This is a genomic window from Aureivirga sp. CE67, from assembly GCF_015767245.1.
Lineage (GTDB): Bacteria > Bacteroidota > Bacteroidia > Flavobacteriales > Flavobacteriaceae > Aureivirga.
Genome location: NZ_JADOTV010000014.1, coordinates 21,462 through 35,348 on the forward strand (window position 1 = coordinate 21,462; position 13,887 = coordinate 35,348).

At 25.2% G+C, this 13,887-nt stretch carries 8 protein-coding genes; 3 read left to right on the forward strand and 5 right to left on the reverse strand.

The annotated features are described in order from the left end of the window. Window positions 1–47: 47 nt before the first annotated feature. The 3 genes from I0K12_RS15075 to I0K12_RS15085 are packed head-to-tail and all read left to right on the forward strand — an operon-like array spanning window position 48 to window position 2,046. Complete coding sequence (locus tag I0K12_RS15075; protein ID WP_196888968.1) at window positions 48–1,010, forward strand: FAD:protein FMN transferase; 963 nt, start codon at window positions 48–50, stop codon at window positions 1,008–1,010. A gap of 19 nt (window positions 1,011–1,029) precedes the next feature. After that, window positions 1,030–1,545: a tetratricopeptide repeat protein gene (locus I0K12_RS15080; RefSeq protein WP_196888969.1), complete on the forward strand. Its 516-nt coding sequence runs from the start codon at window positions 1,030–1,032 to the stop codon at window positions 1,543–1,545. A 21-nt stretch (window positions 1,546–1,566) separates the two neighbouring features. Then, complete coding sequence (locus I0K12_RS15085) at window positions 1,567–2,046, forward strand: hypothetical protein (protein ID WP_196888970.1); 480 nt, start codon at window positions 1,567–1,569, stop codon at window positions 2,044–2,046. A gap of 53 nt (window positions 2,047–2,099) precedes the next feature. Here the strand turns inward: I0K12_RS15085 and I0K12_RS15090 are convergent, their stop codons facing one another. From I0K12_RS15090 to I0K12_RS15110, 5 genes are all read right to left on the reverse strand, one after another. After that, a complete protein-coding gene (locus tag I0K12_RS15090) occupies window positions 2,100–3,839 on the reverse strand; it encodes a T9SS type A sorting domain-containing protein (RefSeq protein ID WP_196888971.1) in 1,740 nt (579 codons plus the stop codon). Between the two features lie 137 nt (window positions 3,840–3,976). Next, window positions 3,977–6,019 (reverse strand): T9SS type A sorting domain-containing protein, encoded by a 2,043-nt coding sequence (locus I0K12_RS15095; protein WP_196888972.1) that lies wholly within the window; start codon window positions 6,017–6,019, stop codon window positions 3,977–3,979. A 113-nt stretch (window positions 6,020–6,132) separates the two neighbouring features. Beyond that, a complete protein-coding gene (locus tag I0K12_RS15100) occupies window positions 6,133–7,479 on the reverse strand; it encodes a fibronectin type III domain-containing protein (protein ID WP_196888973.1) in 1,347 nt (448 codons plus the stop codon). Window positions 7,480–7,625: 146 nt separating this feature from the next. Further along, on the reverse strand, window positions 7,626–11,582 hold the full coding sequence (locus tag I0K12_RS15105) for a T9SS type A sorting domain-containing protein (RefSeq protein WP_196888974.1): 3,957 nt from the start codon (window positions 11,580–11,582) through the stop codon (window positions 7,626–7,628). Between the two features lie 148 nt (window positions 11,583–11,730). Then, window positions 11,731–13,635 (reverse strand): T9SS type A sorting domain-containing protein, encoded by a 1,905-nt coding sequence (locus I0K12_RS15110; protein ID WP_196888975.1) that lies wholly within the window; start codon window positions 13,633–13,635, stop codon window positions 11,731–11,733. Between the last annotated feature and the right edge of the window lie 252 nt (window positions 13,636–13,887).

A 13,887-nucleotide genomic window follows, 5' to 3' on the forward strand; every position in this document is an offset into this window, starting at 1 on the left:
TAAAAAACACAATCAACTAACTACTATATAAATACAAATTATTTTAAATGATGAAAAAAACTATTCTTTTAATTGTTTTGTTCTTTTCAGTATCTATTTCAATTTTTTCTCAAAATATTTTTCATAAAAAAACTATTCAAATGGGAGGTACTGCTTTTGAATATTATATTGAAGCTACTGACAAAATAATAGGTGAAGGGTATATTGAAATGGCTATTAAAGAAGTAGATAAAATATACAATATTATCTCATCAAAAAATTATGAGTCCGAAACAAATAAAATAAATAAAAATGCTGGAATAAAAGCTGTTAAGGTTTCAAAAGAGATGATTGATATTATTAATAAAACAATAAAAGTATCTGATTTTTCTCATGGTCATTTTGATATAACTTATAAATCAATCAACTATAAAAATGATATTTCTGATTTTGGAGACAATTCTTTTATTGAATCTTCGCTTGGTTTTGTAAATTATAAAAATATTGAGATTGATGAAAAAGAATCAACTGTTTTTCTAAAGAAAAAAGGAATGAAAATAGGTTTAGGTGCTGTTGATAGAGGTAGTGCAATAGAATATGCTAAAAAGAAACTACAAAGTATTGGTGTAAAGTCTGGTTTTATCAATGCTGGTGGAGATATAACCTATTGGGGGAAACATCCTAAAAATAAAAAATGGAGTACTTATATTTCACAAGATATAATAAAAATTATTTCCAATTATGTAAATGTAAAATTTGACAATAATTCAATTGTAACTGCTGGTAGTTTAAAAAACTCTAATATCAAAAATGGAAAATCACATTTCAAAATTATCAATCCAAAGTCAGGAAGTTTGGTTTCAGGAGTTCAAAGTGTTACTATATTTTGTTTTGATGCAGAAATAGCAGATGCTTTAGCTACAACTGTTTATATTTTAGGAATTACTGATGGTATAAAATTATTAGAAAAAATTGATAATGTAAAATATTTAATTTTTGATGAAGAAGGAATTGCTTTCACATCAAAATAAAATTACAAAGCCTTAAAAAATGGAACTTAACAATATAGAAAAAGCAAATCTTTTATTTTTAGAAGCAGACAGTTTAATTAAAGATTATGAAATAGAACAAGCAATTATCTGTCTTAACAAAGCTCTAGAATTAAATCCGAATCTTGGAAATGCTCACAATCATTTAGGATGGTTATATGAAACTAAATTTAAAGATTATGAAAATGCTGAAAAGCATTATAATAAAGCTCTAGAATTGAGTCCTAACTATACTGCTACATATTTAAATAAAGCTATTTTACTATCTACTTTAAATAGATTTGATGAATTGGAGCCTTTTATCTTTCATGCTTTAACAATTCCTGGAACAAATAAAGCAAAACTAAATAATGAATTAGGAATTATGCATGAATTAAAACAAGATTATAAGCAAGCTATTTTTTATTTTAAAGAAAGTTGTAAATATACATTAGACAATGATGACTTTCATAGATATGAAAGATCTATTGAACGCTGTAAAAAGAAAATGAATTTAGCTGAAGATAGTGAAGAATAATATTTTTTAAATTTAACAATCATGGGATTATTTGATTCAATAAAAAAGGCAACCAATTTTATCACAGGGAATGGAGCTGATGTTAAAATATACCAGAATCCAGGAGTAAATACTAAGACAAATGGTTTTCTTCCATTAATAATTAAAATCAGAATTAAAGATAATAATATTCAAATGAATTCACTTTATTTAAAAGTGAGAGCAACTGAAACTGTTGATGTTTCAAAAATAGAATATGAGTTTGAAGATGGAGAAATGGAAAAAGATTTAGAACGAATTAAAAAGAATGTTGAAACTTTTTCAAATTCGTTTGAAGTTTCTGGTTCTCAAATATTAGAATCTGGAACTGAATATACTTTTGAATTTAATTGTCCAATACCAAATAATGTATCATTAACTTATAGAGGTGTTCATGCTCAGCATAAATGGGAATTTTTCGCTGGTGTTGATTGCTCTGGAAATGATCCTGATTCTGGTTGGAATGAAATCGAAGTATTATAAATAAAAAAAGCTCTAATAAAAATTAGAGCTTTTTTTATTTATTTTTTGTTATTTTAATTTTTCAATATTTTCACTGTATTTATCTTATTACCAGACTTAATTAACAGAAAATATATTCCATCATTTAAACCTGAAACATTTATAGTTCCATTTGTTTTATTCAATTTTTCTTCGAAAATAACTTTACCTAAAATATTTTTAATTTTCATACTTTGAATTTTTTCTTTCGAAGTAAAGTTTAAAATATCATTTACTGGATTTGGATAGATCTTCAATCCTTCAATCTCTAATTCGCTAATATTTAAATCATCCAAAGTAGTTACTTCAAATAATTCTGTAAATTCACTCGAGCTAGACTCTCCATTTAACTCACATAATCTTTTGATTTTAATCTTATAAGTAGTGTTTGTTTCTAGATCTGTCACGGGAAAATACCCTGAAGGAGTTGCGTTTATATCATTTGTTCTGATTTCTTCTTCACCTTTATATAAATTATATTGAAATGAATTCCCAGATTCAATATTTAAATTAACATAAAATGATTCGGTTGTCACATTTGTAATCTCAATATCTGTAGGCATTAAACAAACAAATTCAGTTGTTGTAAATTCATAAAGTTCTGTAAATTCACTCCAAGTATTATCTGCACATTTTCTCCTCACTTTAAGTTGGTAAGTAGTTTCTGGTTCTAAATCTCCAGAAACTGGAAGATTTAATATTAAACCTCCATTATTAGTATTTACATTAGATATTTGCTCATTTGTTTCTTTCTTATAAAGAAAATACTCATAAGTTAAGGCATTTTCAACATCTTCAATTGTTGCAACTGCTGAATTATAGGTTATTTCAGAAAAAGTTATATTTGTTGGTGTTGCACAAGATGCCTCTGTTACAATATTTTGGGTAATCCAATCACTTGAATTTGTTTCACTACAAATAGTTTTTATTCTAATTTGGTAAGACGTGTCTGGTTCTAAAATATCAACAGTAAAACCTGAAGCATATTGATATAATTGTACAATTTGATCAGATACAATTCCATTATTAATTTCTCTAATTTCAACTTTATATTGAACTCCATTAGTTGGTAAAACAGCGCTAATATCAAAACCTTCTTGAGTAATATTATCAATATTTACTTCAGGAGTTTCACAAGAAGCTTCAAGTGTTGTAAAAAAGAAATATTCTGACCAATCACTATAAACATCATTAGTGCATTCTATTTTAATTCTCATCTTATACTCTATCCCTGCTTCTAAAGTACTAAAGACTGATGGAAAAGAAAAAGTAGACTCAGTTGTTGTATCAAAAATAAAAGTTTCAAGACTTGTATTTGTTTCAGCATACACAATTTCATATCGATATCCGACAAAAGAAATATCAGAATTTAAATTTGCAACTCCTGATGTTGTGGTTAAATCTGAAAATGTAACATTTACAGGAGTTTCACAATCGTTTAAAGTTGTTGCTGTAATTTCAATCCAATCGCTTTGATCAGAGGAACTACAATATCTTCGTAATTTGATTAGATATTCCGTATTTGGAGAAAAAGAAGCATCTGTAAATGAATATTGTCCATCAACTAGTTCTTGTGGACTTTCTATAGCAAAATATTCTTCATTGAATGTTTCAGTATTGATTACTGAAACTTGAAAAAAAGAAAGACTCAAATTTTCAAAAGAAATATCAAAACTATTTGTATACGAATTAATAACTTGTAAGTTACTAAGCTCACTACATGCAGTAGATTTTAAGGTTATAAAAATAAATAATAAAAGTAATATTTTTTTCATCTTTTTGATTTTTGTAAATATTTTTTTCAGCAAATTTATATGTAAAAAAAAACTCATTTTTCATACAATTTGGGTGATTTAAATAAAAAAACCTCTTAAAATAATTTAAGAGGTTCAAACTTTAAAAATGTATAAAATTAATTTTTCAATACTTTTAAACTATTTGTTTTATTTTCAGAACTAATTAATAAATAATAAACACCAACTTTTAGTTTAGATACATTAATTGTTCCTACTTTACTTTGAATGCTTTTTTCAAAAATAACTTTTCCTAGAACATCCATGATCTTTATAGTCTGAATTGTCTCGTTTGAAGTAAAGTTTAGAATATCATTCATAGGATTTGGATAGATCTTTAATCCTTCAATCTCTAATTCACTAATATTTAAATCATCTAAAGTAGTTACTTCAAATAGTTCTGTAAATTCACTTGAGCCAAATACTACATCATTTAACAAGCAAAGCCTTTTAATTTTAATTTTATAAGTAGTATTCTCTTCTAAATCTAAAACTTGAAAATACCCTGAAGGATTTGTTTGTATATCTATTGTTCTGATTTCTTCTTCATCTTTATATAATTTCCATTGAAATATATTTCCTTCTTCAATATTTAAATTAACATTAAAAGATTCCGTTGTTACATCAGTTATTTCAATATCTGTTGGTATTAAACAAACAAACTCAGTTGTTGTAAATTCATATAATTCTGTAAATTCACTCCAAGTATTATCTTGACATTTTCTTCTTACCTTAAACTGGTAAGTAGTTTCTGGTTCTAATTCTCCAGAAAATGGGATATTTAAAACTGTTCCTCCATTATTTGTTGCACCATTAGAAACTTGTTGATTAGTTTCTTTTTTGTAAAGAAAATATTCATAACTCAAAGCATTTTCAACATCTTCAATTGTTGCAACTGCTGAATTATAGGTTATTTCAGAAAAAGTTATATTTGTCGGTGCTGTACAAGATGCTTCTGTTACAATATTTTGGGTAACCCAATCACTCGAATTTGTTTCACTACAAATAGTTTTTATTCTAATTTGATAAGAAGCTTCAGGGTCTAAATTATCAACAGTATAATCTGACGATGCTAATTGGTATGTTTGTACAATTTCTTCAGATACAATTCCATTATTAATTTCTCTAATTTCAACTTTATATTGAACACCATTAGTTGGGAGAATAGCACTAATATCAAAACCTTCTTCAGTAATATTATCAATATTTACTTCAGGAGTATCACAATCGTTTAAGGTTGTTGCTGTAATTTCAGAAAGTTCACTATAAGTTCCATTACAATTCTTTTTTACTGTAATTTTATATTCTTTATTTGGTAAAATATCATCATTTATTATAGTAAAATAACCATCTGTAAAATTATCTGTATGGTTTCCATAGTTCCCAACTACAGAATTGTTAAGAATATCAATAACTTGTAAATGAAAAGAACCAACTTCCTCAAAAGTAACCTTAAATCCATTTGTAAAAGATTCAATAACTTCTAAATCTGCTGGAGGATTACAAATTTGTTCAGTTGTAGTAAATTCTTTTGGAAAAGGTCCACTCCATGGACTATAAACTGTTTGATTATCATCACCACATTCAGATCTGAATACAAGAGAATAAGTTGTATTAGGCAATAAAGTAGCATAATCACTTAAATTAAATGTACCTGTTGAAGAATTCCCAGTAGTGATAACTTCGTCGGTTGTTGCATTTTTTAAATGAAATTGTATAGAATTCCAAGAAAGGGAAAATTCTATACTAACAGTTGCATTATTATCTGTAATATTAGAAAATAAATTATCTCCATCAACAAGTGGACCAGAACATGGGTTTATTTCACTTGTTGATGCTATAATCTCAACCCATTCACTTTGACTAGATGAACTACAATATTCTCTAACCTTAATTTTGTATTCTGTATTTGGGTCTAAACCTGCATTTGGAAATGAAAACTCTCCATTGATAATCTTAGCATCACTAGTCATCGTATAGTATTCTTGATCCATATTTGAATTATCAAAAACTAAAATTTGGAAAAATGTATCATTGCTAATATTTAATGAAATATCAAAACCCGTTGCATATGTTTTGACTACTTCTACATTTGTAGGTGCGTTACAAGCTACTAACTTTAAAGACATTAAAGTCAAAAATAAAAATAATATTTTTTTCATTTTTTTGATTTTTTATAAATAAATTTTTAACCAAAAGTAAATGATTAATAAAATTCACATATCATCCAAAATGGGTGATATTTAACTTAGAATATTTGTTTTCAAACTCACTATTATTTTTCAATTGTAAATATCCTTTCTAATGTTTTTACTTCAAATAATTCTGTAAAATCACTATAAATTGGCACTTCACTAATTTGACATAATCTTCTAATTTTAATTTTATAAACTGTATTTGGTTCTAATGATTCATGAACTGTAAAATAGCCTAAAAAAGTGTTCCTAACTTCTACTGAGTCTATTTCCTTATTATCCTTGTATAATTTATACTGAAATGATTCTCCTTGTTCAATGTTAACACTCACCCAAAAAGAATCAGGTGTTATTTGTAAAATTTCAATATCTGTAGGTATTAAGCATTCAAATTCTGTTGTTGTAAATTCATATAATTCAGAAAAATCACTCCAAGTATTAAATTCACATTTGATTCTAAATTTTATTTGATAAGTTTTTAAATATTTTAAAGTTTCTTCATTAGGAATATTAACAAATATTTCATTTTCATAAAAACGCTTATTATAAATTAATTTATTAGTATTTTTATCATACAATGCGAACTCATAAGTTAAAGAAGTATTATGATCACTAATTTTTACAACAACTGAATTATGTGTAATTTTTGAAAAAATAATATTCTCCGGAACAAAACAAGGATAATATGTTTTTGTAATCTTTATATATTCTAACCAATCACTATAAGAATTATTTTTACAAATTCTTCGAAGTTTAATTAAATATTTAGTATCAGGGTTCAAAACATCAATTATGTAGTCGGAATTTATAATTGAATTAAAAATAATTTCTTTGGAAGTAATTCCATAAATATCAATTTTTCTAATTTCTACTTCGTATTTAATTCCATTTTTTGGAATATTATTCGTAATTGTAAATCCCTGATGTGTAGTATTACTTACATTCAACCCAATAGTATTACAATTTAAATCAGGTATTATAAAATTAAAAAAGTCAGACCAATCACTATAAATATTTTCTAAACATTCTCTTCTAATTCTTATCTTATATGAAGTATTGAATTTAAGTTTATTCGTTTCATCAAAAAAAAATGAAAAAGATTTATTCATGGTGTTTACAAAAGCTTCATCAATTTTTTTATTTGTGAATTCTTCTATTATTTCATAATGATAACCAATACTTGAGACATTGGAGTTCAAATTTATAACTCCAGAAGTTCTTGTTAAATTTGAAACTGTAATATCAATTGGTTTTTCACAATTCAGTAGTTTTTTTTCAGGTATATTAACCGAACTAGAAGATTGATTTTTAACTTTTTCAAAATAATCTTCTTTATTAATATTGTTAATTTTTAAATATGGAAATAAATTAAAACTTATTGATATAAAACTGATTACAGAAAAAGATAAAATAAATATTTTTCTCATTTTTTTTAACATTAAAACAATATGCTAAATTCATAACCTTTTGAATATGATTATTCATCCTAAACGGATGATTCAAATAAAAAAAGCCAATGAATAAATCAAAGGCTTTTAATAAAAACTAATTAAAATTACGAAGTTGAGTTTATCTATTTTTTTATAAATTTCAGAGATGTTTTTTTATTTCCATTAAACATTTCTAAAAGATAGATTCCCGAACTATAATCGCTTGTTGATATATTTATCGTTTTATTTTTTACTTTTTTATTTAAAATTAATTTTCCAACTATATCAAATATTTTTATATGATCTATGTTATCATCAGATTGGATTGATAAATTATCATAAACCGGATTTGGAAATAGTGTATATTCTGTTTTAATTTCGTCATTAACTCCTAAAGCATCCAAAGTTTTAAAAACATATTGATTCGTAAATTCACTTAATGTTTCTTGTTCATTTATGACACATACTCTTTTCAATTGTACTTTATAATATGTATTTGACTCTAAATTATTAAAATCAATATATCCTGAAGATGCGGTAAAATCAACTAATTCTAGTACTTCATTATTTTTAGATAATTTATATTTAAAAATATCTCCTTCTTCAATATTTAAATTCAATCTTGCTGAGTCATGAGTAATATCTGTAATCTCAATATCTGAAGGTAAAGGACATTCATAATTTTCAGTCGTAAACTCAAATAATTCCGTATAATCGCTCCAATATCCATTCTCACACATTTTTCTTAGCTTTAATTGATATGTTGTATTAAAATCTAAAGTTCCTAATGTAGATAAATCGAATTCTGTATTTCCTTCTTCATCAATTGAATTAAAAACTTGAGTACCACTTTCTTTTTCTAATATTACATATTCATACATTTCAGCTGTTTCAACATCATTAATTATAACTTTAGCTGAGTTGTGTGTAATATCTGTAATTATGATATTTGAAGGTATATTGCAAGCTTTTTTAGTAGTAAAATTATTTATTAAGTAATTACTGTATTCATCTCCACATTTTGATTTGAAAAGCAATTGATATGTTGTCTCTGGCTCTAACCCTGTTATTGTATTCGTAGTTATTGAAAGTATATGTTCTTGTATAATATCTGATAATATTCCATTATCATATTTTCTTACTTCAATAATATATTCATTCGAATACATTGCAAGTGTGACTTCTGAATCAATTCCTTCATAGGTTATATTTGATAACAAAACATCAGGAAAATCGCAAGGAGGAGTTAATGTTGTGAAATTGTATAATTCTGTCCAAGAACTATTATTACCAACAGGTTGACATTTTTTTCTAATTTGAATAGAATAATTTGTATTTGGTTCTAAATATTCACTATTATATGGTAAATTAAAATTATTCAAATTTGTTTCAAAATACTGTTCTTGAATTAATTCATTTGTATCTGTTAAAAATAATTTGAATTCATATTCTGAAAAAGACTCTTCTGATTCAAAATTGACTTTTGCTGAATTATGAGTAATTTCATTTACTAAAAGATTTGTTGGAACCTCACATAGAATTAGCGTGGTAAAATCATTTATTTCCCAATTACTAAAATTTGTTTCACTACATTTTGATTTTACATAAAGTTTATAATTGGTATTTGCTTCTAATCCTGATAATGTGTAATTAGAACTTGAAAGTGTATGTTGTTGAATAATATCTGATAAAACATCATTTTCAAATTTTCGAAGTTCAAGTTTATATGCATCGACCATCTCAGGCAAAAAAACTGTTAAATCAATACTTGAACTAGTTATGTTACTTAAAATAACTTCAGAGATACTACAAGCAATTTCCATAGTTGTAAATTCAAAAAACTCTGACCATTCACTAACTTCAGTTTCATTACATCTTCTTTTAATTTTAATCTTATAAGTTGTATTAGGTTCTAAACTATTTAAATTTGAAGGAAATATAAAATAGTTATTTGTTGTATCTAAAATATACTCTTCAATTAGTTCATTAGTATCAGATTTACGTATTTCATATTCATATCCAATAGCGGAACTATCATAGTTTAAATTTATAAGTCCAGACGAGGTTGTTATATTTGAGAATGAAATATCTGAAGGTATTTCACAAATTGTGTTTGGAGTTGTGAAATATACTTTTTCACTCCATTCACTATCTGTTCCTCCTTCACATTTAAACCTAACCTGCACAGAATAGGATGTATTTGATAAGATTACTCCAGTAAAACCTAAATCATAATTAGAACCTGATGTTAAATCTGAATGAACTTGAATCCCTGTATCTTCATTAAATACTCTTAATTCATATATTTGATCTACAGCAGTTATATTAACATTAATTATAGCAGTATTTTGTGTTACATTAGTTACAGATGTTCCTTCAGGAACCTCACATATTATATTTAAGGTTGTTGCTGTAATTTCTACACTATCACTAAAAATACCATCACAATTATTTTTAACTAAAATCTTATAAGCTGAATTTGGAAAAATATTATCACTCGAAAAATTAAAGGATCCATTTTCAAAATTTAAAGTTGTATCCTCATATGTTTCTATAACTGTGTTATCAGATATATTTATAATCTTTAATTGAAAATCTCCAATTTCTTCAAAAGAAACAGAAAACCCATTTGTATAAGTCTCAACTACTTCTAAATTATTAGGAGAATCACAAATCATTTCATTATACTCATATGCTCCAATATCATAACCATTTCCTTGTGGTCTATCTATATTATCATAATCTAAATTAACTCCATAAGAAGAAATATTTGTCCCACTATCAACTAATATTGAGTTCGAACTTGAAACCTTATACACATGATTTGTAACATCTTCAAAACCAACATCATTTATAATTTTAGTTAGAGTATTAGTTAAAATATTAGGTTGCATATTAAGTTTTGTTTCAGGAATATCAAAATCTAAATAATTTTCTTGAACTCCTTTCCAAGTATCTCCTATCTCATATTCATTCCCAGGATTAATAATCGCATTATTTATAAAATAAGATGGTATAGTATTTTGAAAAGTTCCAACTAAATCTGGGTTAAAACTATGTTGAATTGCTGTAAAAAATCTTACTCCAGCTTTTTCTGGATTAATTATTGTGTTGTTTAAAATATAATATCCTTCATTTACATCTTCCAACTCATCTCTACAATGGATAAAAATACCGTCGTTTTTAGGATTAATTAATATATTGTTATAAACCTTGGTACCACTTTGTACACTTATCAATTGCATTCCTTTTCCTTCTACTTCATTTCGAATATAATTATTATAAATTTCATATTTCCCACCACCAATACTCATAGCAAAATCCTGAAAAATTTGCTGTTGTGCTCCATGATTAATTATTGTATTATTATAAACTTTACCATTTGATCTAACTAAATTCAATTGAATACCATCCCAGCCAATATCTTCAAAAATATTATGATGAACTGATACATCTTCTAACCAATGTCCAAACACATCTACGTTATCACATTGTTTTGTTGAGACAACCTTATAACCTCCTGTATAGCCAATATAAATTCCCTCACCATGAGTATCATGAATGTAATTATGATGAACATCTAAATTCTTTAATATAAACCCACTTAATCTCCAAGTATCTGGATCACTACATGTCGGATCTGTTTTTGCTATAATACCTGCAAACCCTACATTTTCAATTTCAATGTGATCTATCTCAATATCAGTAGTAAAAGAAGCAACAGCTAATCCTGAAGTAGGGGAACTTGTAATATGAATACCATATTCTATATTTTCATCTCCTGTACCTGTAAATCTTAAAAATTTACTGTTTTTAATATCAATTCCAGGGTATATTGAATCTGAAAATGTTACTTCACCACCACAATTTTTTATGGTTAAAGGGTTCTCTTCTGTTCCTTCAAAACCTATCAATCTAATACCTTGATAATCTCCAGCTGGTATACAAAAAACATCTCCAGGTTCATACTGGTACGATGATGCATTTACTACATTAAAATTTGTTGAACTCAAATTCGAAATGGTATGGTCACAATTACAATCTTGAGAAAACAATTGAATGTTAGTCAAAAACATTATTAATAGTAATATTTTTTTCATTTGTGATTTATTTATTAATTATGTTAATATATATCACAAATTTATTTTCATATTAGATTTATAATATCACCTTAATAGGGTGATTTTAAACAAAAAAAGTCTGTAGTTAAACTACAGACTTAAAAATTACAAATCAAAATCTCAAAAATTACTCTATTATAAATTTCAAACGTCTAACCTTATTATTAATCGAGATTTTAGCAAAATATACTCCAGAAGTGTAATTTCTTGTATCTAATTTAATTGACTTATTATTAATAATTTCATTATATACCATTCTTCCTAATGAATCAAAAACTTGAATTGTTTCCATTTCATTAATTGCATCGATTATTAAATAATTATTTGCTGGATTTGGATATATTTTAAAAGAATCAAAGTTTTCATCACCAATATTTAAAGTACTACAATCTTCACTAAATGAAGTTGTATCATCAATATTTGTCCAATTTATTGTTGAATAAGAAGTATCATCAACTTGAATACAAGTTAAATTTGGATTATTTGTAGTTGAAAAAGTAACAATATCTGTATTTTTTCCATTTTTAATATTTAAATTTTCCAATTCATTTTCATCCAATTCTAATAAATTTATTTTTAAATGTTGAGAAAAGTCTAAACTATTCATTTTATTCTCTTTTAAATAAATTTTTTCTAATAATAAATTATTTGTAAAATCAATCGAGGTAAAAGAGTTACTTCTTAAATTTGCATATTCAAGAAAAGTTAACATACTGATATCAATTGATTCTATATTATTAGTTGAAACTGAAATATCTGTTAATTGAGTATTATTTGAAAAATCTATATGATTTAAATTATTTTTTCTGACTGAGACTATTTCTAAGGATAAATTACTAGACAAATTAATTTCATTAATTTGATTATCATCAATAAAAAACTCTTTCAAGTTTGAATTATTCGTAATATCAATAGAAGAAATATTATTTTCTGATAAATATAATTTTTCTAATAATCCATTTTGTGTAACATCAATCTCTGAAATATTATTCTTTTTTACATTCAATTCTTTTAATGATGAAAAATCTTCAATACCAACCATTGATGTTATATTTTTATTCTGAATATTTAAAATTTCAATATTAGAAATATTATCAGTTAAAACATAGTTATCTAAAACAGTATCTAAATTTAAATTAATTAAATGTTGTTCAAAATTATCATCAGGTACATAAGTCAGTTCTTCCAGAGTAATTTTGTACACTTTTTGATTCATGAAAACAGAAAAATATAGATTATTGTCTTCAATAATCATATCATTCACTTGAATAATTGAAGGGTCATTCAACAATATATCTACTTCAGAAGTGTTTAAATCATAACTTTTAATTTTTGTTCCTTCTAAAAAATAAATTCTATTTGAATAATATTGAAGTCCTGTTATTGGTTCAGTTCCTTGAAAAAGAAGTGTTTCAACAATTCCAGAATCTGTTACTTCTAATTTTATAATTTTTTTATTATGAAATTCATTCACATAATAAAAATCTCCAACCTTTAGAATATCTTGATAAACTGGAGCTGGATCTGCATCAGAATCAAGAAACAATTCATTACTTTGAGCATCTACATTATATTTCGATATTTTATTATCATTGTGTGAATAAAATAAATCTTCATCTATAACATTTATTTTTTTAGGATAAGTAACTGAAAGAACATCGTTTAATTCTCCTGTCGTAACATTAACTTTTCTAATTTTATTTTGATCAAAAATAGATGTGAATAATTCATTATTTCTTTCAAATTTCATATCTAATATTTCATCAGAAAAATCAGCAACAAAAGAGGCTGTTCCAGAAGGATTATCAGCATTCATATCACAAACCCAAACCCAACTATTGTCTCCATCTTCATCTTGAGCTGTTTCAATATTTGTAAAATAAAACATATTTCCCTCAACAGCCAATTGATTAGGATCAAATCCTTCTATAGATAAAATTTCTTCTTGATCACTTAATAAGTGTTGTGCTTCAATATTTATAGAGCTTAACATTACAGTTAAACCTAACAATGAAAGTATTCTTTTTTTCATAAGATTAAATATTTTTATGTATCGCAAAACTAATATGTCTATGAAGTTTTATATTCATACAAAAAGGGTGAAATAAAAAAGTCTATGAAAACTCATAGACTTAAATTAATCTAAAAAAACTCGTGAAAAGCTTATATAACTTTTCTTTCAAAAATTTAATAAACTCTGTTTATAATAAATAATAAAACCTATAGAAAACTATAGGTTTTAAGGTTACAATTAAAACTTAAACTACCTTATTTTAAAGTTTAA